Source organism: Nocardia arizonensis (assembly GCF_001310275.1).
GTDB lineage: Bacteria > Actinomycetota > Actinomycetes > Mycobacteriales > Mycobacteriaceae > Nocardia > Nocardia arizonensis.
The window spans coordinates 1-24,417 of sequence record NZ_LGYZ01000048.1 but is presented as its reverse complement, the minus strand read 5'-3'; the positions used below and the strand labels follow the sequence as shown (position 1 = coordinate 24,417).

The following is a 24,417-nucleotide window of genomic DNA, read 5'->3' as shown; positions in this document are numbered from 1 at the left end:
CGCGGGCACGGCGGCGGCGCGGACTCGAGTGAGTCTCGGTGGTGTCACCGGGGATTCTCGGACCCGCCGAGCCCGCACGGCGGCACCGGGATCAGTCGGAGATCGCGTCGACTCCGCCGACGAACGGCAGTTCGGCGATGCGGGCGGCGGCCCGCCGCGTCGCGCCGATGGTGACCGGACTCGGAAAGTTCCCGTGGATGATCATGGCGCCGACCAACTTCAGTCGGTGCGCGAATACGGACTGCGCGAGATCGCCGATTCGCGCGGAACTCGAAGAGAACTGGACTCGATACACGGTCGCATCGTCGTTCACGGATTCCGCCTCTCACTCGACCTGACTTCGTTCTTTCGCCGTCAAGCAGTTCGATCAGCGGCACATGTGGCCCTTCTGTGCCGTTTCGAGCGACTTCGCGTTCGCGAGCTCACATCGATGGGCCAGGATTCGAGCATCGCAGCACGCCGCGCCGGTGTCAGTACATTGAGCGAACTGTTATCCGGGCCGAGGAGCCGAATAGCGAAGAGTTGCCGTGGATTCGGCCGATGTCCGATACGGTGCGTCGACCCGACACGTCAATGAAATCACCTGGTCAGCGTCCGGCGCCGTAGCCTGCGCCCCCGGCGGGGGGGTCTGTGTGATTCGGTCGGTGACCGGTTGCCCTGCGGCTGCGCGATCGTCATCCAGTCGCAATAATTCCTCGGTGTTCGATTATGAGGCGACGAATCCGGCTGCGAAGGGCGGCTTCTCACGGCGCACCGGGAAGTTCTGGTTCTGGTTCGCCGACCAACGGTGGCAGTGGTCCGACGAAGTCGCCGCCCTGCACGGCTACGCTCCCGGTCAAGTGGAACCGACCACTCGGCTGTTGCTGACGCACAAGCATCCCGACGACCGTGCCGAGGTCGCCGACACGCTGAGCCGCGTCGTGGAGACCGGTCTGCCCTTCAGCAGCCGCCATCGCATCATCGACACGAGCGGCGCCACCCGCCACGTCCTCGTCGTCGGCGACCAACTCCACGACCCCGACGGCGCCCTCGTCGGCACCACCGGCTACTACATCGACGTCACCGACACCATCGCGGCCGAACAGGCCATCGTCGTGGACGAACAGTTGCCGGAGCTGGTCGCGGCGCGCGCGGCCATCGAGCAGGCCAAAGGGGCGTTGATGCTGGCCTACGGTATCGGCGCCGACCAGGCGTTCAGTCTGCTGGTGTGGCGGTCCCAGGATACCAATGTCCGGGTGCGGGTGCTGGCCGAGAAACTGGTCGCCGCCCTGAGTCACCTCGAGGGCGCGACGGCGCAGGTTCGAACCAGATTCGACCACCTGCTGCTCACCGTGCACGAGTAGGGTGGGCGCGGTCGGTCACCCGATCGGCGGCGGTGGTCGTGGCGGGCGCGTACGAGATCGCGCTGGTGAATCCGAGGTGGCGGATTCGCACACACGCCACCGGGCAGACCACGTCGACGCGGCAGCGAATGCGAAGACGCGCGAAGTGCTCGAGGCAGCGCGTCGAACACTCGCTTGTCGCCCTGGTCGCGGGCGCGGGTATGGGTCTGCACCAGCTCACCGGGTCCGCGGTCTGGGACGCATTCGGGTCGATACTGGTGGGCCTGCTACTCGGCACGATCGCGGTGGTGCTGATCGATCGAAGCCGGCGATTCCTGACCGGCGAACCCGGCTCGCCGGAACTGCGCGCCGCCGCCATCGCCCGAATCGAGCGCATGCCCGCGGTGGCGTCGGTGCGATTCGTCCGACTGGAATACGTCGGGCCCCGAAAACTCTTCCTCGTCGCGAGCGTCGACCTGGTCGGCGACCCGGCGGAATCCGGTGTCGCGGTCAGACTCCGTGAACTCGAGCGGGAACTGGAAAGCGACCCCTTCATCGCCGACGCCGTCCTCACCGTCGCCGAAGCCGTCTGAACGCGATACAGCGATACACCGTCACCGAGCCGCCGCGTCGGAGAGACCGTCGCCCGTGCGCCCGGTGATGACCGGTACGAGCGACGACGCGGTGAGAGCGACGGTTCGGTCGCTGTCGTGTGCCAGATCCCGGACGACGTCCAGCGCCAGAGTTCCCGGCAATTCGGCGAGCGCTTGGGTCACCCGTAACCGTGCCGCGGGGTTCGCGTCAGGCGCGGCGAGCTCGTCGACGAGCGCGGTCATGATCCGGTCGGCGTGATCGGGATCCAGCGCAAGCGCTCCCAGTACCTCGGCGGCCTCGACGTCGTTGACCCCGTCGACCACCATCGCGACGAGCAGCGGTGCGGCCGTGATCGCGCCGTAGGCACCGCAGGCCAACGCGGCGTGCGCGCGCACGGTCGCGTCGGGGTCGCCGAGTGCGTCGGACAGTGCCGCGGCGGCCTCGTCGCCGGGAATCTCGGCGATCGCCGAGACCGCGCGTCGCCGTACCGTGACGTCGTCGGAACGCAGTCCCGCGCGCACGCTCGCGACGCCCTCGGCGCCTGACCTTGCCAGTGCCCAGCGCAAGGCGCCCGCCACATTCGGATCGGATTCGCTCAGGATCGCCGCGGCCAGCAGATCGGTGGGCACCGGCACGTCCTCGACGGGTGTCAACACCGTCTGCTGGCGGCGCGCTGGATCGGAGGAATTGAGCCCGCGCAGGAGTTCGGTGATGCGCAGCGCGCTCTGCCACTCCGAGGACGCCGACGCGCGGACGGCCCGGAGCCGCTCCAGGAGCTCCTGTTCGCGCTCGATCCGCTCTTCGGTTCGCCGGATGAGGTCACCGATCAGCGCGGACGGTGTGAACGCCGGATCCTCGAGCGCGCGGGCGACCTGACGCAGCGACAACCCGAGTGAACGCAGACTCTCCACGTGGAATATCCGGCGAATGTCCTCGGTGGAGTACTCACGGTAGCCCGCGACGGTCCGGCCCGTCGGCCGCACCAGGCCGATCGCGTCGTAGTGACGCAGCATTCGGGCGCTCACACCCGAATGCCGTGCCACGTCACCGATCAGCACGCCGACCGCTCCGCCCGCGGGCCGAGCGCGGCGACACGTCTCGCCGCCGCGACGGCCGATTCGAATTCGGCGTCCGGGTCGAGCAGGAGCCGCTCGGTGGCCGACGCGTGCGCGCGCACCGCCTCGTCGTCACTGGCCGTCGCGGCCCGTATGACCGGGACGGAAACGTCCGCCAATGCGACGAGCGCCCGGCTCAGACTCAGCCGCATCTCCCGGTCGCCGCGACCGAGTTGGGTGGCCAGTTCCTCGGCCAGCGCCCTCCTGTCGTCATCGGGCACGAGGATGACGGCGGCCCGCCACGCGCTTCGCGCGACATCGTCGTCGGCATCGCACAGCAGCGCACGGCTGATCGCGGGCCATACCCCGCGGTCACCGATCTTGGACAAGGTATGCAGTGCCTGACTGCGGGCCTGGGGCAGGTCGGAACGAAGCTCCGCGCGGAGTCCGGGCACGGTGAGCCTCGCGGGCATACGGACGAGGGCCCACGTGAGCATGTCGCGCACGAAGAAGTCCGGTTCGATCGCGCATCGTGCCAAGAGCGCGTCGATGAGATCGGGATCGGCCCGGGTGCCGATCGCCAATGCGGCCCGCAGCCGAGTCGAGGCGTCCGCCGCGGCCAACGCGTCACGCGAGCGAGCGTCGGATGAATCGCTGTGTGTCGAATCGATGGTGCTCACCTCCTGCGCCAAGTGAAGACCTTGTCACGATGTCAAGGTCAAGCGCCGCCGTCCCGCGCCCCTCGGCCGCCGCGCCGGTGACGGCACACGGTGCGAATGCGCAGATGACGAATGACACCCGGATCGAGGTCTTCTCCATCCTGTGTTGCCATCGGGATGCGGGGAGACTGTTCGCTACGCCTGTCACGCACCCGCGAGGCCGGGTCGCATTGTCGAGCCCCGCCCGCGACGCGCACCAGAACACCCTGTGGCAGCGGGCACGAAGGGAGCCGAACGATGGACCGCAGGCAAACTCATCTGTCCCAGTCCGACCTGTTCTCCTGGAACATGGAGCGTGACCCGGCCCTACGTTCGACGATCGTCACGGTGCTGTTGCTCGACGTCGACCCCGACTGGGATCGTCTGGTGCGCACGATCGATCGCGGCACTCGGGTCGTGCCGAAATTGCGCGACCGGTTGGTCGGCGTGCCGTTCGGTCTCACCCCGCCGCGGTGGGAAGCCGATCCGCATTTCGATTTGCACTGGCACGTGCGTCACGCGGCGCTGCCGCGCTCCTCGAACCTGTCGGCGGTCCTCGAATTCGCCCGCACCGAGGCCATGACCGCCTTCGACCCGATCCGCCCGCTCTGGCGGACGACCCTGCTGAGCGGCCTGGAGAACGATGCGAGCGCCTTGGTCCTGACGCTGCACCACAGCCTCACCGACGGCATCGGCGGCATACGGATCGCCGGCGAGATCCTCGACCTGGACCGGGCGGGTACCGAGCGAACCCATCCGCCGCCGCCGCGGACCGACGGCGGCGGGCCGCTGCGCGATATCGCGTTGTGGAACTTGGTCGTCGGCGCGGACCTACTCCGGGCGGGCGTGACGGCCACACCGGGGATGGTGTGGAATACCGTCGCGCATCCGGTGCGCACCGTGCGGGACGGTTCCGCGCTGATCGCCTCGATGGTCCGCATGGTCCGTCCGATCACCGACACACTCTCGCCGGTGATGACCGCGCGGAGCACCTGCCGTGAACTGGCGGTACTCGACGTGCCCGTCGAGCCGCTGCACCGGGCCGCCCGCAGCGTCGGGGTCACGATGAACGACGTCTTCCTCGCCGCCGTCATCATCGGACTGCGCACCTATCACCGCAGGCACGGGGCGCGGGTCGACCGCCTGCGCGTGACCATGCCGATGAGTCTGCGCAGGCCGGAGGACCCGCTCGGCGGAAACAAGATCACCCTGACTCGTTTCGCGCTGCCTGCCGACATACCCGAAACCGGTGACCTGGTCCGCGCCCTGCACGAGGTCATCGGCGCGTGGCGCCGGGAACCTGCGATTCCGTTCTCCAACGCTCTCGCGGCCGCCCTCAACCGGTTGCCGGTCGGGCCGGTCACCCGCATGTTGGAGCATGTCGACTTCGTCGCGTCGAACGTGCCCGGATCGCCGGTTCCGCTCTATCTCGCCGGTGCGCGGATCGACCGCATGTACGCGTTCGGTCCGACCATCGGCACGGCCGTCAACGTGACGCTGACCTCTCATGTCGACGCCTGCTGCCTCGCGATCAACGCGGACACCGCCGCTATTCCCGACGTGGGACTGTTGAGCGAGAGTTTCGCCGAGGGCTTCGACAGGGTGCTCGCCCTCGCCGACGTCCAGCACGCGCGTCCCGGGACCGGCGAGGTCGATGCCTCGGCGGGCGGTCGATCGGTGCGCGGCTCCGACCGGCTCTCGAGATAGAGCAGCAACCGTACGGTGAGCGACGCGACGCTGACGCGGCTGTGATCACGCCGGTCGGCGGCCGAGGTGACCGAGCGCTCGGCCGCCGACTGTGCCGATGCCGATGCCCACGCGTGTGCGGCCATCGGCGCGCGGCCGGTCGGCGGTCGAGTCTGGCGAAGTGGCGACGGGAGATGGTTGCCCGGGAGTAGCGTCGACACCGGGGTCCCCCGACGAACCGAGAACCGTGATGCACGAAATGGCTATCACCCAGAGTGTCGTCGACGCGGTATGCGAGCACGCGGCGGGGCGGACGGTGCACAGCGTGACCGTAGAGGTGGGCATGTTGTGCGCGGTGGTTCCCGATGCCATGCGCTTCTGTTTCGATCTCGCCGCGGAGGGCACCGTGGCCGACGGCGCCCGACTCGACATCGTGGAATTGCCGGGCTCGGCGCACTGCCGCGGCTGTGGCGCGGACAGTCCGCTGACCGATCTCATCGTGTTGTGCCGGCACTGCGGCAGCGCCGACGTCGCGGTGGTGTCGGGGCTCGATCTCCGAATCCGATCGATGGAGGTGAGTACAGCGTGTGCGCAACCTGTGGATGCGGAAACGACACCGCGGTGATCACGATCTCCGGTGACCGCCCGCACGAACACGGCGCCCATCAGCACGGCGCCCATCAGCACGACGGTCATGAACATGACGGCGGGCACGACCATGTGCATCCGCACGATCACGAGCACGCACACCAGGCGACCGAGACGGTCTCCTTGGAGCAGAAGGTGCTCGCCAAGAACGACGAAGCGGCCCGGCATATCCGCAATCGGCTGGAGCGCTCGAACATTCTGGCACTCAATATCACCAGTTCGCCGGGTGCGGGTAAGACCACGCTGCTCGAGCGCACGATCCGCGACCTGGCCGAGATCCCGATCGCGGTCATCGAGGGCGATCAGGAGACGGTGCTCGACGCGGAGCGCATCCGTGCGACCGGACGGCCGGTGGTGCAGGTGAACACCGGCGCGGGGTGCCACCTGGATGCCGAGATGATGGGCCGTGCCCTCGACGCGCTCATGCCCGAGCCCGCCACCCTGCTCCTGATCGAGAATGTCGGAAATCTGGTCTGTCCGGCACTGTTCGATCTGGGCGAGCGCGGCAAGGTCGTGGTGATCTCGGTGACCGAGGGCGACGACAAACCGCTGAAATACCCGCACATGTTCGCCGCCGCGCGATTGGTGCTGATCAACAAGACCGATCTGCTGCCGTATGTCGATTTCAATCCACTGCGGTTCCGGGAGTATGCCGATTCGGTGAATCCCGGTATCGAGATCATTCCGGTCTCGGCGGTAACGGGTGCGGGACTATCCCTCTGGTACGACTGGCTGCGCCGAGAACGGCGGGCAAGCAAGTCGACAGCTATTGATGATCTTTCGCGCCAGACTTAAACTGACGTGATCAGTATCACATGCGGTGACAATTCCGGCTTCAGGAAGTGGCTGTTATGCCCACACAGGAAGCAGTAAAGGCCGAAGACACCTTGATCCACGTGCTCTGGATCAACGCGGGCCTCAGTTGCGACGGTGACTCGGTGGCGCTGACGGCGGCCACCCAGCCGAGTATCGAGGAGATCGCACTGGGCGCGCTCCCCGGACTACCGAAAATCGCTGTCCACTGGCCGCTCATCGATTTCGAATGCGGCCCGACCGGGGGAGCCGACGACTTCCTCGAATGGTTCTTCAAAGCCGATCGCGGTGAACTCGAACCCTTCGTCCTCGTCGTCGAGGGTTCGATTCCCAATGAGAAACTCCATGAAGAGGGGTATTGGTGCGGATTCGGCAACGATCCGGCGACCGGACAGCCGATGACCACGAGCGCCTGGCTGGACCGCTTGACGCCCAAGGCGACCGCGGTCGTCGCCGTCGGCACCTGCGCCACCTACGGCGGTATACACGCGATGGCGGGCAATCCCACCGGCGCGATGGGCGTCCCGGACTATCTCGGCTGGGAATGGCGCAGTAAGGCGGGGATTCCGATCGTCTGCGTGCCCGGGTGCCCGATCCACCCGGACAACCTGTCCGAAACTCTCACCTATCTGCTCTATATGGCGACCGGACAGGCGCCGATGATTCCCCTGGACGAATCGCTGCGGCCGAAATGGCTGTTCGGCGCGACCGTTCACGAAGGCTGCGACCGGGCGGGCTACTACGAGGAAGGCGATTTCGCCACCGAGTACGGGTCACCGAAATGCATTGTGAAACTGGGCTGTTGGGGTCCGGTCGTGAAATGCAATGTGCCCAAGCGCGGCTGGATCAACGGCGTCGGCGGTTGCCCGAATGTCGGCGGCATCTGCATCGGATGCACCATGCCCGGATTCCCGGACAAGTTCATGCCGTTCATGGACGAGCCGCCGGGCGGGAAACTCTCGTCCACCGCGTCCGGTCTCTACGGTTCGGTGATCCGCAGTCTGCGGCACATCACCGGGCGCACCGTCGACAAGGAGCCGCGTTGGCGGCACAAGGGCGAGCGGCTGGAATCCGGCGCGACTCGAACCTGGTAGGAGGATCTTCGATGACTGCCATCATCCCCCAGCCGTCGCACAAGAAGATCGATCCGGACACCCTCGTCGAGATGGCCTGGGATCCGATCACCCGCATTGTGGGCAGCCTGGGCATCTACACGAAAATCGATTTCGAGAACCGCGAGGTCGTCGAATGTCACAGCACTTCGTCGATCTTCCGCGGCTATTCGATCTTCATGAAGGGCAAGGACCCGCGCGACGCCCATTTCATCACCAGCCGCATCTGCGGAATCTGCGGTGACAACCACGCGACCTGCTCCTGTTACTGCCAGAACATGGCATACGGCGTGCGGCCGCCGCATCTGGGCGAGTGGATCGTCAATCTCGGCGAGGCCGCCGAATACATGTTCGACCACAACATCTTTCAGGAGAACCTGGTCGGCGTCGACTTCTGCGAGAAGATGGTCTCGGAGACCAATCCTGGCGTGCTCGCGCGGGCCGAGAAGACGCCCGCGCCGCAGTCCGCCGCCCACGGCTATCGCACCGTCGCCGACATCATGCGCGCGCTCAATCCCTTCACCGGCGACTTCTACCGCGAGGCGCTACAGGTCAGCCGATACACGCGCGAGATGTTCTGCCTCATGGAGGGCAGGCATGTGCATCCGTCGACGCTGTATCCCGGCGGTGTCGGCACGGTCGCGACCATCCAATTGATGACCGACTACATGACCCGGCTCATGCGGTATGTCGAATTCATGAAGAAGGTCGTGCCCATGCACGACGACCTGTTCGACTTCTTCTACGAGGCGCTGCCCGGCTACGAGCAGGTCGGTCTGCGCCGCACCCTGCTCGGCTGCTGGGGTACGTTCCAGGATCCCGAGGCCTGCAATTTCGCGTACAAGGATATGGAGGAGTGGGGTCGCAAGATGTTCGTGACCCCTGGGGTCGTCGTCGACGGCCGCCTGGTCACCACCTCCTTGCTCGATATCAATCTCGGTATGCGAATCCTGTTGGGCAGTTCGTATTACGAGGACTGGACAGACCAGGAGATGTTCGTGACCCACGATCCGCTTGGCAATCCGGTCGACCGGCGGCACCCGTGGAATCAGCACACCAATCCCAAACCGCAGAAGCGGGATATGGACGACAAGTACAGCTGGGTGATGTCGCCGCGCTGGTTCGACGGCGAGGACCATCTGGCGCTGGATACCGGCGGCGGTCCGCTGGCGCGGCTGTGGTCGACGGCGCTGGCCGGACTGGTCGATATCGGCTATGTGAAGTCCACCGGGCACAGCGTGCAGATCAACCTGCCCAAGACCGCGCTCGCGGGTCCGGTGTCGTTCGAATGGAAGATCCCGGAATTCGGCAGCAACACCATCGAGCGCGATCGCGCCCGCACCTATTTCCAGGCGTACGCCGCGGCGAGCGCACTGCACTTCGCCGAGCAGGCGCTGGTGGAGATCCGGGCGGGCCGCACCGCGACCTGGGAGCCGTTCGGGGTGCCCGACGAGGGGATCGGCTGCGGATTCACCGAGGCCGTGCGCGGCGTGCTGTCGCATCACATGGTGATCCGCGACGGCAAGATCGCGAACTATCATCCGTATCCGCCGACACCGTGGAACGCCAGTCCGCGCGACAGCCTCGGCACGCCGGGTCCGTACGAGGACGCCGTGCAGGGACAGCCGATCTTCGAGGAGAACGATCGGGAGAACTTCAAGGGCATCGACATCATGCGAACCGTGCGCAGTTTCGATCCCTGTCTGCCGTGCGGGGTGCACATGTACCTCGGCAAGGGCAAGACGCTCGACGCTCTGCACACCCCGACCCAGACGGCGACCCCGGAGTAGCCGATGGCCGAACTCCGATGGGACCCCGACGGCGCGGTCGAGGACGAGGATCATTGGCGCGGTGCGGGTGAGCGCATCGAGACCCTGCTCGACGCGAGTTCGGTGTCCGGGTCGGTGGCGCGCGAACGCGCCGAACATCTGATCCGGGAGGTCGCCGACCTGTACGGCGCGGGTCTGCGCCGCATCCTCGACCTGGTCGAGCCGGAAACCGTGGAGGCACTGGCCCGCGACGACCTCGTCGCGAGTCTGTTGCTGGTGCACGGACTGCATCCGCACGACACCCGCACCCGGGTGCGCGCCGCCCTCGACGGCGTTCGCCCCTATCTCGGCTCGCACGGCGGCGACGTGGCCCTGCTCGACGTGGCCGACGGGGTCGTCCGCCTGGAGTTGTCGGGCAACTGCAAGGGCTGTCCGTCCTCGGCGGTGACCCTCGAGTTGGCGGTGGAGGAAGCGGTGCGCGCCGCCGCGCCCGAGATCGAGTCGATCGAGGTCGCCACCGCGCCGAGCGAGCACGGACCGATACCGGCCGACACGCTGTTCGCCCGGGTGCGTCATCCCGAACCATCGGCGGGCAGTTGGATCGCGGTGCCCGAACTCGCCGACCTCGCACCGGGCGAGGTCGGCGGATTCGCGGTGGCGGGCGTCGATGTGCTCGCCTGCCGCGTCGGTGACAGCGTGCTGGTCTATCGCGACCGCTGCGGCGCATGCGACCGGTCACTGGCGGGCGCCGCGCTGCACCGGACGGACGAGCGGTCCGCGGTGCTGCGCTGCCCGGTGTGCCGGGCGGAGTTCGACGCGGTGCGGGCCGGAGCGCGTATCGACGGCGAGGGGCATCTGGAACCGTTGCCGGTGTTGGTGCGAGCCGGGGAACTGTCGGTCGCGGTGCCCGCGGAGGTGACCGGTTGACCTCGCCGCTACGGGTACTGCGCAGGATCACCGCCGACCGGACCCCGGCCGCGCGGCCGGGGGAACGGTGCGAGATGTGCGCGGAACCCCTCGACGACCGGCATCGCCACGTCGTCGACGTCGAAGGCCGGCAACTGATGTGCGTGTGTCGGGGCTGCTATCTGCTGTTCACCGACCACCGGGCCGCATTGCGCTACCGCGCGGTCTTCGACCGCTATCGGGCGTTCCCGGAATTCACCATCGCCCAGGCGGAATGGGACGCGCTCGACATCCCGGTCGGGTTGGCGTTCTTCTTCGTCAATTCCGCCCTCGACCGGACGGTGGCGCTGTATCCCGGCCCCGCGGGAGCCACCGAATCCGAACTCCCGCTGGAGAAGTGGCGTGCCCTGCTCGACGCCCATCCCGAACTCGACGTGCTGATCCCGGATGTCGAGGCGCTCATGATCCGGGTGCCCGAACGCGGTACCGCGCACGCGGCGTGCGTGCTGGTGCCGGTCGACGCCTGCTACGAATTCGTCGGCCGCATGCGCATGCTGTGGCGCGGATTCGACGGCGGCGCAGACGTGCACCGCTATATCGACGAGTTCTTCGCCGTCGCCCGTGCCCGCGCCGACAAGGGCGACGCCCGATGAGTCCGGCGTACGCGACCACCTTCGCGGTCCTCGGACTCGCCCCGCAGCCCTATGCGGTGACGCCGATACTGTCCGCGCGTGTCGGCATCGCCACCGTCGGCGAGGAGCCGGTGCACGCGGTGGTCCTGCGCGCTCAGGTGCGCATCGAACCACATCGCCGCCGCTACACCGACGAGGAGGGTGCGGGCCTGGTCGATCTGTTCGGGCCGCGGGAACGCTGGCGCGACACCCAGCGCTCGTTCCTGTGGATGCAGTGCGCCACCACCGTGCCGGGATTCAGCGGCGGCGCCGAGGTTGATCTGCCGATGCCGTGCACCTACGACTTCGAGGTGAGCGCGTCGAAATATCTGCACGCGCTGCGCGACGGCGAGGTGCCGCTGCTGTTCTTGTTCAGCGGCACCGTATTCACCAGGGGCGCGGGCGGATTCACCGTGCAGCAGATTCCCTGGGATCGCGAGGACCGCTACGATATGCCGGTCTCGGTGTGGCGCGAGCTCGTCGCCGCACACTTCCCGGACTCGGGCTGGCTGCGCCTGAACCGGTCCACGCTCGACGCGCTGACCGCCTACAAATCCGGCCACGGCATGCTCGATTTCGACGCCGCGGTGGACCGGTTGCTGACCGAGGCCGCGGCGACGGGAGAGACACGGTGACACGGGCGGGCGGCGAGACCGTCGCGGCGCGGGCCAGGGCACGCGCGGTCGCCGACGCTGTGCTCTACGAGGGGTATCTGCTCTATCCGTATCGGGCGAACGCGCGCAAGAACCGGTCGCGCTGGCAATTCGGGGTGCTCGGTCCGTCCGGGGCGGCCGACGCGGGTCTGGGGGAGGACGCCCGACTGCGCGCCCAGTGTCCGCTCGACGCCGCCGACGACGCGACCCTCACCCTCACCGTCCGGTTCCTACAGCTCCAGCGCCGCTCGCTCGAGGATGTCGACGGTGTGCCGTGTGCCGAGCTGACGGTGGACGGCCGATCCTGGATCGGCTGGGACGAGGCGGTGGAATGCGAGATCACCGTCGGGCCGATGCCGTTGACCGGGCGTTCGGAGCCGCTGTCGGTCTCCGGCGGCACCGAGGTCGAGGAGATCACCGCGGCGGACGGCTCCCGCGCGGGTCGCGTGGTGCGCACCCGTATGCCGCTGACCGCCGAACTGGTCGTGTCAGTCGAACCCCGGTACGGATTGCGGCGGGTGTCGGTGACGGTCGGCAATGTCGGACCGGAGGCGACCGACAAGGACGACGCCGTCGCGAGATCGCTCATCGGCGCGCACGTGATCGCGGAAGTCACCGGCGGACAGTTCGTTTCGCTCATCGACCCGCCGGAACAGGCCGCGCCCGCCGTCGCCGACTGCGCGCAGCATCGGTGTTTCCCGGTACTCGCGGGGCCGCCCGGCGAATACCGGCTGATGCTGATCTCACCGATCATCCTCTACGACCATCCCGAGATCGCCGCCGAGAGCGAGATGCCGCTCTACGACTCCACCGAGATCGACGAGATCCTCACCCTGCGCATCCTGACCATGACCGACGCGGAGAAGGCGCAGGCACGCGCCACCGATGAGCGCGCCGCCCGGATCATCGACCGGTGCGAGGCGATGGGACCGGAGTCGCTGGCGCGGCTGCACGGCGCGCTGCGCGATCCGCGCCCGCCCGGGCTGATCCCCGAGGTGCCCGACGGGCTCGACTGGTGGGACCCCGATGCGGACCGCGCGGTGCGCCCGGAATCGGATGCGGTGGCCGTCGCCGGGGTTCGGGTGGCCCGCGGCAGCCGGGTCCGGCTGCGTCCCGCGCGCCGCGCCGACGCGCACGACCTGTTCTACGACGGCATGGCCGCGCGGGTCGTCTCGGTGCACGAGGACGTCGACGGCGAGGCCCATATCGGCGTGGTCGTCGAGGACGACCCCGCCGCCGAACTGCACGAATGGTACGGCCGCTATCTGTACTTCGCACCCGAGGAAATCGAGCCGCTCGACGGCACCGAGTAGAGAGGTAGGTCCGCCATGGAAACCGTTGGGGTGATAGCGATCTGTGTGGTGGTGGCAGGTGCGGTGGCAGGGCTGATCATGGGTCTGCGGTCGATACCGGACTTCCGGCGGTACCTGCGGATTCGCCGCATGTGAGATGACGACCCGGGTACTGGTCGCCGGGATCGGCAATATCTTCCTCGGCGACGACGGCTTCGGCCCCGAGGTGATGCGGCGGATGCCGCCGCATCACGACGAACGCGTGCGCGCGGTCGACTACGGCATCCGCGGTATGCACCTGGCCTACGACCTGCTCGACCCCTGGGCGGCGCTGGTGCTGGTCGACGCGCTGCCGAATCGGGGCGCGCCGGGCACGCTCGCGGTGTTCCGGGCCGACCCGGACTGCGCCGCGGCGGATCTGGACGCGCACGCCATGGATCCGGCGGCGGTGTTCGCCGGGGTGCGCGCCCTCGGCGGTGCGGTGCCGCCGACGGTCGTGGTCGGCTGTCAGGTCGCCTCGGTGCGCGAGGGCATCGGACTGTCGGGACCGGTCGCCGCGGCGGTGGAGCCCGCGGTCGCGGCCGTCGACGGCGTCGTCGCCGACCTGCTCGCCGCGGGGATGCGGGCGCCCACCGGACCGGAGGTGTGAACGATGTGTCTGGGTATTCCGGGACTCGTGGTCGAGATCCCCGACGGCTACCACGATCAGGTCGCGCTGGTCGATGTGTCCGGCACGCGACGCAAGGTGAATATCGGCCTGCTCGAGGACGATCCGGCTCGGCCGGGCGACTGGGTCATCATCCACATGGGTTTCGCCGTGGACAAGACCGACGAGGCGGGCGCGGCGGCCGCGCTGGAGGGGCTGCGACTACTCGGACCGGGCGGGTCGCCGTGAACGGGGCGCGACCGCGGCGCAGGCTGGTGGTGCGCGGGGTGGTGCAGGGCGTCGGCATGCGGCCGTTCGTCTACACCACCGCCGCCGAACTCGCGCTCACCGGCCGCGTCGGCAACGACAGCGGCGGTGTGACCATCGAGATCGAAGGCGCGGCGAGCGCTCTCGACGAGTTCGCGCGGCGGCTGCGTGACTGTCCGCCGCCGCTGGCGGTGATCGAGGCGATCGAGGCGACCGATATCGCGCCGCGCGGCGGCACCGGATTCCACATCGCCGACACCACCCGCGACGGCGGCGGCCGCACCCTCGCCTCACCCGACATGGCGATCTGCGCGGACTGCGCCGCCGAACTGCGCGATCCCGCCGATCGGCGCTATCGACACCCGTTCGTGAACTGCACCAACTGCGGCCCGCGGTTCACGATCATCGCGAGTCTGCCCTACGATCGGGAGCGCACCTCGATGGCGGATTTCCCGATGTGCGCGCGCTGCGCCGCCGAATACGCCGATCCCGCCGATCGCCGCTTCCACGCCCAACCGGTCTGCTGCCCCGACTGCGGTCCGCGGCTGGCCTATCACGGTCCCGGCCGCGGCGATCCGTTGGCCGCCGCACGGGATCTGTTGCGCGAGGGCGGAATTCTCGCCGTCAAAGGTGTCGGGGGCTACCACTTGGCCTGCGATGCGGCCGACGAGTCGGCCGTGGCGCGGCTGCGCGCCCGTAAACGCCGCGGGGACAAGCCTTTCGCGGTGATGGCGCCCGACCTCGCCACGGCCCGCACCCTGGTCACGGTCGACGCCGCCGCGGCGGCCCTGTTGAGCGGTCCGCAGCGGCCCATCGTACTGCTCGCCCGCACCGGGTCGGCGGTGGCCGACTCGGTGGCGCCGCGCAATCCGTACCTGGGCGTAATGCTCGCCTATACCCCCCTGCACCTGCTGCTGTTCGGGCTGCCCGGTGACGAACCGGGGCCGCGCACGCTGGTCATGACCTCGGGCAATCTGGGCGGCGAACCGATCTGTTACGAGGACGCCGACGCGCGGGCGCGGCTCGCCGGGCTCGCGGACGGACTGCTGGCCCACGATCGGCGCATCCTCGTCCCGTGCGACGATTCGGTGGTACGGCTGGTCGACGGTCACGAGGTCCCGGTGCGGCGCTCGCGCGGCTACGCGCCCCTGCCGCTGGCCCTGCCCGTCGCGATGCCGCCGACCCTCGCGGTGGGCGCGGATCTGAAGAACACCTGCGCGGTGGGCGAGGGCCGGTACGCGTGGCTGAGCCAGCACATCGGCGATATGGACGATCTGGCGACCCTGCGCGCGTTCGGTGCGGCGACCGATCACCTGTCGGCCCTGACCGGTGTGCGCCCGACCCAGCTGATCGCCGACGCCCACCCCCGCTACCGGTCCACCACTTGGGCGCGCGCGCACGCGGGCGCGCGTCCGGTGCGCACCGTCCAACACCATCACGCCCATATCGCCGCCGTCATGGGCGAACACGGACTCGGCCCGACCGACACCGTGCTCGGTATCGCCTTCGACGGCACCGGATTCGGCCCCGACGGCGCGATCTGGGGCGGTGAGGTGCTCGCGGCCGGATACAAGGGCTTCCGCCGCTTGGCCCACCTCCGCTACGTCCCGCTGGCGGGCGGTGACATGAGCGTGCGGCGACCGTATCGGATGGCGCTCGCGCACCTGTGGGCCGCGGGCGTGGGCTGGTCGGAGGCGATCGCCTCGGTGCGGGCCTGCCCGCCGCGGGAGCGCTCGGTGCTCGACCATCAGTTCCGCACAGGACTCGGGTGCGCGCCGACATCGAGCATGGGTCGACTGTTCGACGCGGTGGCCTCGCTGGCCGGTGTGTGCCAGCGTGTCGACTACGAGGCGCAGGCCGCGATCGAACTCGAAGGACTCTCGAGCGCGACGGTTTCCGATTCCGGGCGCTACCGTTTCGCGCTGGACAGCTCGACCGATCCTGCGACCGTCGATCCCGCGCCGGTCATCGCCGCCGTGGTCGCCGATGCCACGGCGGGAGTGCCCGCGGGTGTCGTCGGCGCGCGATTCCACCGGGCGGTGGCCGATCTCGTGGTCGACCTCGCCGACCGATTCGCCGAGGGGACCAGCGCGCTCGCCCTCTCCGGCGGCGTGTTCCAGAACGCACTACTGCTGTCGTTGGCCACGGCACTGCTGCGTGACAAGGGTTTTCCCGTGATCAGCCACCGCAGACTGCCGCCCAACGACGGTGGGCTGGCATTCGGGCAACTGCTCGCGGGCACCGCGGGATGACAGGAAGGAGACAAAGATGTGCCTGGCGGTTCCGGGAAAGGTGATCAGTCTCGAACAGCGTGAGGGCACGCTGATGTCGGTGGTCGACTTCGGCGGCGTGCACAAGGACGTGTGCCTGGAATACATCCCCGACGCACAGGTCGGCGACTACGTGGTGGTCCACGTCGGGTTCGCCATCCAACGACTCGACGAGGAATCCGCGCGCAGGACCCTCGCCGAATTCGAACATCTCGGCGTGCTGAAGGAGGAATTCGGCGACGGATTCGCCTTGGCCGCCGAACAGGCCGGACTGCCCGACCCCACGGCGCCACCCGCCGCGGGGGCCGACGACGAGCGGAGGTGAGGTCATGAAGTACCTCGACGAATTCAGCGATCCGCATCTGGCGAGGAAACTCGTCGACCAGATACACGCGGCGACCGACCGCCGCTGGTCCATCATGGAAGTCTGCGGTGGTCAGACGCATTCGATCATCCGCCACGGCATCGACCAATTGTTGCCCGACCGGATCGAGATGATCCACGGACCCGGCTGCCCGGTGTGCGTCACCCCGCTCGAGGTGATCGACAAGGCGCTCGAGATCGCCGCCCGACCCGGGGTGATCTTCTGTTCCTTCGGTGACATGCTGCGGGTGCCCGGCAGCGAGCGGGACCTGTTCCGGGTCAAGAGCGAGGGCGGCGATGTGCGCGTGGTGTACTCCCCGCTGGACGCGCTCACCATCGCCAAACAGAATACGGACCGGCAGGTGGTGTTCTTCGGCATCGGATTCGAGACCACCGCGCCCGCCAATGCCATGACCGTGTACCAGGCCGAGAGACAGGGCATCGAGAATTTCTCGCTGCTGGTCTCGCACGTGCTGGTGCCGCCCGCGATCGCGGCCATCATGGAATCGCCGAACTGTCGCGTGCAGGGTTTCCTGGCCGCGGGTCACGTGTGCAGCGTGATGGGCACCGGGGAATATCCGCCGCTGGCGCGCAAGTACCGGGTGCCGATGGTGGTGACCGGCTTCGAACCGCTCGACATCCTCGAGGGCATCCGCCGCACGGTGGTCCAGCTCGAGACGGGTCGGCACGAGGTGGAAAACGCCTATCCGCGCGCGGTGCGCGCCGAGGGCAATCCGGCCGCGAAAGCGATGCTGGAGGACGTGTTCGAGGTGACCGACCGCGGCTGGCGCGGCATCGGCACCATCGCGCGCAGCGGATGGCGGCTCGCACCGCGCTATCGCCACTACGACGCCGAATTGCGTTTCGCGGTCGGCGATCTGCACACAGCCGAATCCTCGATCTGCCGTTCCGGCGAAGTCCTGCAAGGGCTCATCAAACCGCACGAATGCGCCGCCTTCGGCAAGCAGTGCACCCCGCGCAATCCACTGGGCGCCACCATGGTGTCCTCCGAGGGCGCGTGCGCCGCCTACTACCTGTACCGGCGACTCGACCTGCCCGCGGAGGTGGCCCATGCGTGAGGACGCCGACGTCTCGCCGACCATCGACATGGATCGGTGGGTGTGCCCGATGCCGCTGCGGGACGCGCCGAATATCGTCATGGGGCACGGCGGCGGCGGGGCGATGTCGGGCGAACTCGTCGAGCACCTGTTCCTTCCCGCCTTCGGCGCCGCCGCCGACGCCGGACTCGGCGATTCGGCGGTCATGGACCTCACCGGGTCCCGGTTGGCCTTCTCCACCGACTCCTTCGTGGTGAAGCCGCTCGTGTTCCCGGGCGGCTCGATCGGGGATCTCGCGGTCAACGGCACCGTCAACGATCTGGCCATGTCGGGTGCGACGCCGTCGGTGCTGTCGACGGCGTTCATCCTCGAGGAGGGGACCGCGCTGGCCGAGATCGCCCGCATCGCCGAGGCCATGGGCACCGCCGCGCTGGCGGCCGGGGTCAAATTGGTCACCGGTGACACCAAGGTGGTCGACGCCGGACACGGCGACGGGATCTTCGTCAACACCGCGGGCATCGGTCCGGTCCCCGAGGGCGTCGATATCCGCCCGCAGCGGGCGAGGCCAGGTGACGTGGTGCTTATCAGCGGCGATATCGGGCTGCACGGTATCGCGGTGCTGAGCTGCCGCGAGGGACTGGAATTCGGGACGGCGGTGTGCAGTGACACCGCGCCGCTGCACGGACTGGTGGCGGCGATGCTCGCCACCGGCGCCGATATCCACGTGCTGCGCGACCCCACCCGCGGCGGGGTCGCGGCGAGTCTCAACGAGATCGCCGGTGTCGCGAAAGTCGGTGTGGCGCTGGACGAGCGCACGCTGCCGGTGCCGGACGCGGTCCGCGACGCGTGCGGTCTGCTCGGGCTCGATCCCATGTATGTCGCCAACGAGGGCAAACTCGTCGCGTTCGTGGCGCCCGCGGATGCCGAGGCGGTGCTCGCGGCCATGCGCGCCCATCCGCTCGGCGTGAAGGCGGCCGCCATCGGGGTCTGCGTGGCCGAACATCCCGGCATGGTGGTGGCGCGCACCGCGCTGGGCGGCACGCGGGTGGTCGACCTGCCCGCGGGCGAACAATTGCCGCGGATCTGCTGACCGGGACGGGATGGTGACGAATGGGTGAGGTGTCGGCGTCACCGGCCGACGAGGGCGCCGAGTTGTTCGCGCGATTCGCCTACGCCCCCAACGACCTCGGCTTTTGCGGTCCGCCCGATTCGGCGGTGCTGCGGGAGGGGTCTGCCGCGCAGATCCGGCGGGCCGCGCGCCGGTTCTCGGGAGTGTGGCCGTACCTGCGGGTGATGGCGCGGATGAGCGCGATCACCGATCCGCTGGACGCGCGGCTCGTGCGCTCGTACTGGCTCGGCGGTGGCGTGGGCGCCGACCTGGACGGCGGCGCGTTCCTGGACGAACTCCTGTCGGTCATCGCCCCGGCCGCCGGAACCTATTGGCGCCATCTCACCGCCGACCTGTCCGTCGAGGCCGCGCCCGATCACGGATTCCACGTCTTCGGGGTGTACCCGTGGACCCGGCTGCTCGACCGTGGAACGGGCGCGCAGCCGCTGCGAATCCTCGAAGGGTGCCGCATCGCGTGGGGAACCGTGTCGGACCGGCACGACGGTGCGTTGACGGTGCGTGCGCGGCGGTTGCTGTGGGACGGGCGACGGCTCGGGTTGTCCGAACCGCGGGCCCGGCGGGTCGCGCTCGAAAGCGGACCGCGACTTGCCGTCGACGCCGACATCGGCGACCGGGTGGCGATCCACTGGGATCGCGTGTGCGGGCGACTGGACGCCGTTCAGGTCGAGGAGCTGGCCGCGGCGACCGAGCACCGCCTCGAGCTGACCAATCGCAGGCGAGGCCGAGCCGTCAGTACTGCTTGCGGTGCGGCACGAACTCCAGCGTCAGCAACGCCGCGGCCGCAGGCACCAGATCGCGACGGCGGATGAGCACGAACCGCTGGTCACCCAGAGCGTGGAATTTGCGGAGGAACCGATACAGCGATTCCAGTCGGATCAGCGGATCGCCCAGATGGACCAGGTGGTAGGCGAGGGTGGCCATGCCGGTGCGGTTCTTGTCGGCGAACAGTTCCGGGAAGGCGGCGAAGGCCAACGAGATCCGCATGATCCCATTGCGTTTGGCATGGTCCACGAGATCGACGATCATGCGCTCGTCGAGGCCGTTGGGCGCGTCCTTGCGCCGCCACGGCACGTCCAGGCTCAGTTCGCTGCCGCGCGCGGACATGCCGTAGCGCTGGAATCCGGCGACCCGACCGCTCTCGTCGCGGGCGAGCACCAACAGCATGCCCGGATTCCGGCCGTTGAGGAGATGGTCGAGAATCATGGAGAAGCCACGATTCTGGCGGCCGCTGCGCCACTCGTCCACGATGTCGAGCAGTTCGGCGCGCAGTGGTTCGGTGAGGGCCGATTCGGCCGTGATCTCGGTGGTGACGCCCGAATTGACGGTGCGGTTCACCGCTTGGCGCAGATTGCGGAAGTCGCGTCCGACCATGGCGAATTTCTCGACCTCGAGCACCACGTCGCGGCCGATGGGGATCGGACGCAGTCCCCGGTGTTCGCCCGCGTGTCGCTGCCACAGCGGCGCTACCTCGGGGCCCGCGCCGAGCACCGCGATGCGCCAGCCCTGTTCGGCGGCGAATTCGGAGAACGCGGTGACCAGCTGCGGGAAGATGGCCCGCGTGCCGATCGGATCGCCTGCCACCACCGCGATTCCGAAGCGGGTGCGGTAACCGATGGCCGCCGAGCAGTCCGCGTCGAAGAAGTAGCTCTTGGTCGAGTGCAGCGCGAACGGGGCGAGCGCATCGCCCTCGGTGCGTCCGACCAGTTCGGCGACGCGATAGCGCAGATCCGGTTGCGGGCGGCTACCCCGTGGCAGCATGAGTACGTATCCGGTCGCGGCGAGGAAGACGAATCCAGCGACCGAATGTCCGGTGCGGTAGGCCACATTGGCGCAGCCGAGGACGAGGACCGCGGCGGCGACGTGCTGAAGGGTGATCGGACGGCACAGATGCAGTCCGCGCACCACGAACAGCGTCGAAATCGACACCGCGACGAACCATCCGCGATGGACGCCCTGATGCGCGGCCTCGTTGGCCGCGTACAGCAGCGCCGCGCACAGCAGCAGCAGCGCGACCGTCAGCACGGGCCTGATCGCGGGTGCGGCCGTGACGGCCATCTGCCGGTGGCCCGCGGTCACGCGCACGGCCGCCTTGCGCTGCTCAGGCATGCCGCCTCCTCGATACACCGGCCGTCATCGTGGCCCTTCCGGACGATCATCCTCTGCACGAGGCTGTGTTATGAGTCATATGGGACAACCACACCGACCGTCAATCCATTTCCGACGCTAACTATCCCGCGAAGCCATCACATGATCGACCTCGCGGACCTGTCGGTGGCAGCCCGTACGGTGGGTTGGCCCATTGCCCGTATCGCTCCCGGGAGAAGAGACGTTGCCTGGTGATCTGGCCGATCTGCCCTACGCCCGTTTCCTGCGCCCGCCCGACGCTCCGTTGACGACCGACGGTGATTACGACTGCGCGCACCTGGACGGTATCGAGATCACCGATGCGGCCGTCGACAACGCGCGCTTCAACGAGTCGGCCTTCACCGGATTCACCATGCACGGCGGCACCATGCGTCACACCCGTTTCACCGACGTGTGGCTGCGCGACGTGCGTTGGATAGGGTCCGAACTGGCCGACACCACCTGGCAGGACGCCGAATTCGTCGCGGGCGCGTTCGCCGGGGTGGACGCGGGCGGCGCGGTCCTGCGCCGGGTTCGGTTCGAGGGCTGCAAACTGGATTCGGTCAATCTGCGCCGCGCCCGACTGCGCGATGTCACCTTCATCGACTGTGTGCTGCGCGACACCGATTTCGGCGGCGCGTCGCTCACGAATGTCACCGCACCCGGTACCCGATTCGAGGGCCTTCTGCTCGAGGGCGCGGCCCTCACCGGCGTCGATCTGCGCGGAGCCGTCACCCTCGATATCGCCGAGGGCCTGCCCGCCCTGCGCGGTGCGACCATCACCCCGCTGCAACTGATCGACCTCGCCCCCGCTTTCGCCCGCGCCGCCGGGATTCGGGTAGCCGAGCAGTGACCGGCTCACGCGGGTGTGAACGTCACCACGAGGACATCGCGGTATCCGGGGCGTTCGGGATGTGTCGGGCGCACCGGTGACACGTCGTGCAGGGTACGGCGGTCGTCGCCCACGAGCAGGTCTCCCGTTTCCCTGAGAGTGGTTCGCAGGACTACGGCGCCGTCCACGTCGTATACCGAACTCTCCCCACCGGTGGCGTTGTCGCGATGTAGCAGCAGCGAGGACACGAGTGTGACGCCGTCGCGGTGTCGGCCCTCGGGCGCGGGGTAGCCGTAGGCGTCCGCGGAGGCGATGACCCGGAACGGGTGGACTTTGACGTCCCAGGTGGCGGCATCGTCGAGCGCCGTCGCCATCGGGCGCAGCAGCCGCAGCACCGACATGAAGACGGGATCGTCGGTGAAGGCGTCGGTCAGTGGCTCGAACCTGCGGTCCGTGCCGATGTAGAGCGGGTTGCTGTCCTGCGGTTGCAGGAAGGTGTCGGTGCGCAGATAGCGGATGTCGGTGGTCGCGGTGGTCAGCGACAGATGTCCGTAACGGCGCAGTCTGCGGGTGCCGCGCGCGAGGGCGTAGCGGTCGGGACTCAGCCGTTCCCAATGGGTGCGGAAACGGTCCAAGTCGTCGGCGGTCGCGCCGAGCAGTGAGCGAGTGATCGCGGCGGGCATGAAGTGGGCGCCGTCGGATACGAGCGCTTGTCCGGCGGCCTGTAGGAACCGATCGCGGGCGGGGGGATGAATCCGGGCGGACATCGCGTGCTCAGTCCCTCGACACGGCGCTGCCCGCTTCGGTCGCCGCGCCGCCCGCGGGCCGAGCGCGCAGGCCGAGGTGTTCGTTCAACCGATCGTCGGCCATTTTCCGCACCTCCTCGCCTCGGTGAGGTCGCTGGGAGCCCTACCCCGGCGCGCGACGTTCAAACCGCGTACTCCCCGCTGTCGATGAGCCGGCCGCACGCGAGCCTCTTGCGTTATCGAATGTCGCGTGTTACATAATCTATGTCCGATGACACAGGTTATCTGACGACCTTTCGACAGAAGATGGAGTGATCACGCAGGAGGCGACCGTGCCGACACACACCGATCCGATCCGTGATCTCGACCGGCGGACGCGGCAGGCGCGCGAGCGAGGAGTCCTTCGTCGAACCGGATCCGCCCGGTATCGAGCCGGATGTCGGGCGTCGACCGGCAGGCAGCGCGACCCGCCCGCCTCCGCCGTCGGTCCGTATGCATGATCACCATCCGACCGAAGCGAGGTGATGCCGGTTTCCCTGTAGCACAACAGATCCCGCATACGCGGGATGATCACGACAATTCGTGTTCGCTTGTCCGAACCGCGGGGTGGGGCCCGACCGACGGCGAGTCGGCCGGGCCGCCCCGTCCGAGCCCGTGAGGTACCGCGATGACCATTCTTCCGGCGCACACCGCCCGCGACCGCGTCGAGCCGAACATGCTCGCCGACGACATCGGCGCAGACACCGCGGCGCACCCGCTCACCGAACGAGTGCGCGCCGCCTTCGACCACGCCGACCTCATCGACCGTGCCCGGATCGTGCCCGACGGCGATGACGACTACTACTGCCTCGCCTACTGACACCTCGGCCGCACACCCGCCTCATCCCCTACAGCAAGGTGTCAGCCGGTCGGCGCGATGGCGAGCCTGCGCCCGATCAACTCACGCCGCCGATTCGGCAAAGCCTCGGCGAGCGCGTGAAATGCCTGTGCGGCAGACGAATCCGCATCGCCGACGACGATGGGCACACCGCGATCGGCGGCCTCGCCGACTCGGGGGTCGAAGGGGATGCGGGCCAGCAGCGGGCAGTCGACGCCGAGGAGTTCGGTTAGCCTGCCCGCGACCGCCGCGCCGCCGCCTTCGCCGAACAGCGCGCGCCGCACACCGTCGGGGCCGTCGTACCAGGACATGTTCTCCACGACGCCCGCGACGCGCTGCTCGGTTCGCGCGGCCGCCGCCCCCGCCCGCTCGGCCACGCGCGCAGCGCTGGCCTGCGGTGTGGTGACCACGAGAAGTTGTGCGGTGGGCAGCATCTGGGCCAGCGATATCGCGATATCGCCGGTGCCGGGCGGCTGGTCGACGAGCAGGACGTCCAGTTCCCCCCAGTCGACATCGGTGAGGAATTGACGCAACGCGCCGTGCAGCATGGGGCCGCGCCAGACGATCGGCGCATTGTCGTGAGCGAACATGCCGACCGACATGACCCGGACTCCCGCGGCGCTCGGCGGTGTCATCGCCGCCGCGGACCGCGTCGGCCCGTCCGTGCAACCGAGCATGTCCGGTATCGAGTGGCCGTGGATGTCGGCGTCGAGCACTCCGACGCGCAGACCGCGCCGGGCGAAGGCTACCGCGAGATTGACAGTGACACTGGACTTTCCGACTCCGCCTTTCCCGGATACCACGCAGAACACCCGGGTCGGCGAATCGGGTTCGGAGAAGGGATTGCTCATGGTGACCTGCCTCTACGGTAAGACGTTCAGCACAG

27 protein-coding genes are annotated in these 24,417 nt (G+C 68.5%); 21 read left to right on the top strand and 6 right to left on the bottom strand.

The window, feature by feature from the left end; translation table 11 throughout:
• Positions 1 to 91: 91 nt before the first annotated feature.
• The gene (locus APZ21_RS07295; protein ID WP_054812463.1) at positions 92 to 313 is read right to left on the bottom strand and encodes a hypothetical protein; all 222 of its coding nucleotides are present in this window, start codon (positions 311 to 313) and stop codon (positions 92 to 94) included.
• 385 nt (positions 314 to 698) lie between these two features.
• On the opposite strand from APZ21_RS07295, the gene APZ21_RS07290 reads away from it, so the two are divergent.
• Complete coding sequence (locus APZ21_RS07290; protein ID WP_054812462.1) at positions 699 to 1,343, top strand: PAS and ANTAR domain-containing protein; 645 nt, start codon at positions 699 to 701, stop codon at positions 1,341 to 1,343.
• A gap of 38 nt (positions 1,344 to 1,381) precedes the next feature.
• The gene (locus APZ21_RS07285) at positions 1,382 to 1,915 is read left to right on the top strand and encodes a cation diffusion facilitator family transporter (protein WP_156370809.1); all 534 of its coding nucleotides are present in this window, start codon (positions 1,382 to 1,384) and stop codon (positions 1,913 to 1,915) included.
• Positions 1,916 to 1,936: 21 nt separating this feature from the next.
• On the opposite strand, the gene APZ21_RS07280 is transcribed toward APZ21_RS07285, so the two are convergent.
• Positions 1,937 to 2,974 (bottom strand): HEAT repeat domain-containing protein, encoded by a 1,038-nt coding sequence (locus APZ21_RS07280; protein WP_054812460.1) that lies wholly within the window; start codon positions 2,972 to 2,974, stop codon positions 1,937 to 1,939.
• Positions 2,968 to 3,642, bottom strand: coding sequence for a HEAT repeat domain-containing protein (locus APZ21_RS07275; RefSeq protein ID WP_156370844.1), 675 nt, complete (start codon positions 3,640 to 3,642; stop codon positions 2,968 to 2,970). The genes APZ21_RS07280 and APZ21_RS07275 overlap by 7 nt, the downstream gene beginning before the upstream one ends.
• 285 nt (positions 3,643 to 3,927) lie before the next feature.
• Between APZ21_RS07275 and APZ21_RS07270 the strand changes: the two genes are divergently transcribed.
• The 17 genes from APZ21_RS07270 to APZ21_RS07195 all read left to right on the top strand — a co-directional run bounded on the left by APZ21_RS07270 (position 3,928) and on the right by APZ21_RS07195 (position 19,761).
• Positions 3,928 to 5,376 (top strand): wax ester/triacylglycerol synthase domain-containing protein, encoded by a 1,449-nt coding sequence (locus APZ21_RS07270; RefSeq protein WP_082392907.1) that lies wholly within the window; start codon positions 3,928 to 3,930, stop codon positions 5,374 to 5,376.
• A 229-nt stretch (positions 5,377 to 5,605) separates the two neighbouring features.
• Positions 5,606 to 5,980: a hydrogenase maturation nickel metallochaperone HypA/HybF gene (locus APZ21_RS07265; protein ID WP_054812458.1), complete on the top strand. Its 375-nt coding sequence runs from the start codon at positions 5,606 to 5,608 to the stop codon at positions 5,978 to 5,980.
• Entirely contained in the window at positions 5,941 to 6,798 is an 858-nt protein-coding gene (hypB, locus tag APZ21_RS07260) for a hydrogenase nickel incorporation protein HypB (protein ID WP_054812457.1), read from the top strand. Before APZ21_RS07265 ends, hypB begins: the two co-directional genes overlap by 40 nt.
• Positions 6,799 to 6,854: 56 nt before the next feature.
• On the top strand, positions 6,855 to 7,910 hold the full coding sequence (locus APZ21_RS07255) for an NADH-quinone oxidoreductase subunit B family protein (RefSeq protein ID WP_054812456.1): 1,056 nt from the start codon (positions 6,855 to 6,857) through the stop codon (positions 7,908 to 7,910).
• A gap of 11 nt (positions 7,911 to 7,921) precedes the next feature.
• Complete coding sequence (locus APZ21_RS07250; protein ID WP_054812455.1) at positions 7,922 to 9,718, top strand: nickel-dependent hydrogenase large subunit; 1,797 nt, start codon at positions 7,922 to 7,924, stop codon at positions 9,716 to 9,718.
• Positions 9,719 to 9,721: 3 nt separating this feature from the next.
• Entirely contained in the window at positions 9,722 to 10,624 is a 903-nt protein-coding gene (locus APZ21_RS07245; protein ID WP_054812454.1) for a NifU family protein, read from the top strand.
• Positions 10,621 to 11,256, top strand: a complete 636-nt coding sequence (locus APZ21_RS07240) for a DUF5947 family protein (protein WP_054812453.1) — start codon at positions 10,621 to 10,623, stop codon at positions 11,254 to 11,256. The genes APZ21_RS07245 and APZ21_RS07240 overlap by 4 nt, the downstream gene beginning before the upstream one ends.
• Positions 11,253 to 11,909, top strand: a complete 657-nt coding sequence (locus APZ21_RS07235; RefSeq protein ID WP_054812452.1) for a DUF6084 family protein — start codon at positions 11,253 to 11,255, stop codon at positions 11,907 to 11,909. Before APZ21_RS07240 ends, APZ21_RS07235 begins: the two co-directional genes overlap by 4 nt.
• On the top strand, positions 11,906 to 13,240 hold the full coding sequence (locus tag APZ21_RS07230) for a hypothetical protein (protein ID WP_054812451.1): 1,335 nt from the start codon (positions 11,906 to 11,908) through the stop codon (positions 13,238 to 13,240). The genes APZ21_RS07235 and APZ21_RS07230 overlap by 4 nt, the downstream gene beginning before the upstream one ends.
• A 15-nt stretch (positions 13,241 to 13,255) precedes the next feature.
• On the top strand, positions 13,256 to 13,375 hold the full coding sequence (locus APZ21_RS36270) for a DUF6893 family small protein (RefSeq protein ID WP_371852292.1): 120 nt from the start codon (positions 13,256 to 13,258) through the stop codon (positions 13,373 to 13,375).
• 1 nt (position 13,376) lies between these two features.
• Positions 13,377 to 13,868 (top strand): hydrogenase maturation protease, encoded by a 492-nt coding sequence (locus tag APZ21_RS07225; RefSeq protein WP_054812450.1) that lies wholly within the window; start codon positions 13,377 to 13,379, stop codon positions 13,866 to 13,868.
• A gap of 3 nt (positions 13,869 to 13,871) precedes the next feature.
• Positions 13,872 to 14,114 carry a HypC/HybG/HupF family hydrogenase formation chaperone gene (locus APZ21_RS07220; protein WP_054812449.1) on the top strand — a complete coding sequence of 81 codons (243 nt, stop codon included), beginning with the start codon at positions 13,872 to 13,874 and terminating at the stop codon, positions 14,112 to 14,114.
• Positions 14,111 to 16,384: a carbamoyltransferase HypF gene (gene hypF, locus APZ21_RS07215; RefSeq protein ID WP_082392906.1), complete on the top strand. Its 2,274-nt coding sequence runs from the start codon at positions 14,111 to 14,113 to the stop codon at positions 16,382 to 16,384. Before APZ21_RS07220 ends, hypF begins: the two co-directional genes overlap by 4 nt.
• 16 nt (positions 16,385 to 16,400) lie before the next feature.
• Positions 16,401 to 16,727, top strand: coding sequence for a HypC/HybG/HupF family hydrogenase formation chaperone (locus APZ21_RS07210; protein WP_054812448.1), 327 nt, complete (start codon positions 16,401 to 16,403; stop codon positions 16,725 to 16,727).
• Positions 16,728 to 16,731: 4 nt separating this feature from the next.
• The gene (gene hypD / locus APZ21_RS07205) at positions 16,732 to 17,844 is read left to right on the top strand and encodes a hydrogenase formation protein HypD (RefSeq protein WP_054812447.1); all 1,113 of its coding nucleotides are present in this window, start codon (positions 16,732 to 16,734) and stop codon (positions 17,842 to 17,844) included.
• Positions 17,837 to 18,913, top strand: a complete 1,077-nt coding sequence (gene hypE, locus APZ21_RS07200; protein ID WP_054812446.1) for a hydrogenase expression/formation protein HypE — start codon at positions 17,837 to 17,839, stop codon at positions 18,911 to 18,913. The genes hypD and hypE overlap by 8 nt, the downstream gene beginning before the upstream one ends.
• Positions 18,914 to 18,933: 20 nt before the next feature.
• Positions 18,934 to 19,761 (top strand): DUF6390 family protein, encoded by an 828-nt coding sequence (locus APZ21_RS07195; protein ID WP_082392905.1) that lies wholly within the window; start codon positions 18,934 to 18,936, stop codon positions 19,759 to 19,761.
• Here the strand turns inward: APZ21_RS07195 and APZ21_RS07190 are convergent.
• On the bottom strand, positions 19,682 to 21,058 hold the full coding sequence (locus APZ21_RS07190) for a bifunctional lysylphosphatidylglycerol flippase/synthetase MprF (RefSeq protein WP_082392904.1): 1,377 nt from the start codon (positions 21,056 to 21,058) through the stop codon (positions 19,682 to 19,684). The genes APZ21_RS07195 and APZ21_RS07190 overlap by 80 nt on opposite strands.
• 223 nt (positions 21,059 to 21,281) lie before the next feature.
• Between APZ21_RS07190 and APZ21_RS07185 the strand changes: the two genes are divergently transcribed.
• Complete coding sequence (locus APZ21_RS07185; RefSeq protein ID WP_054812445.1) at positions 21,282 to 21,929, top strand: pentapeptide repeat-containing protein; 648 nt, start codon at positions 21,282 to 21,284, stop codon at positions 21,927 to 21,929.
• 5 nt (positions 21,930 to 21,934) lie between these two features.
• Here the strand turns inward: APZ21_RS07185 and APZ21_RS07180 are convergent, their stop codons facing one another.
• Positions 21,935 to 22,675: a 2OG-Fe dioxygenase family protein gene (locus APZ21_RS07180; RefSeq protein WP_054812444.1), complete on the bottom strand. Its 741-nt coding sequence runs from the start codon at positions 22,673 to 22,675 to the stop codon at positions 21,935 to 21,937.
• Positions 22,676 to 23,321: 646 nt separating this feature from the next.
• Between APZ21_RS07180 and APZ21_RS07175 the strand changes: the two genes are divergently transcribed.
• Complete coding sequence (locus APZ21_RS07175; protein WP_054812443.1) at positions 23,322 to 23,513, top strand: hypothetical protein; 192 nt, start codon at positions 23,322 to 23,324, stop codon at positions 23,511 to 23,513.
• A gap of 41 nt (positions 23,514 to 23,554) precedes the next feature.
• On the opposite strand, the gene APZ21_RS07170 is transcribed toward APZ21_RS07175, so the two are convergent.
• Positions 23,555 to 24,382 (bottom strand): Mrp/NBP35 family ATP-binding protein, encoded by an 828-nt coding sequence (locus APZ21_RS07170; protein WP_054812442.1) that lies wholly within the window; start codon positions 24,380 to 24,382, stop codon positions 23,555 to 23,557.
• Between the last annotated feature and the right edge of the window lie 35 nt (positions 24,383 to 24,417).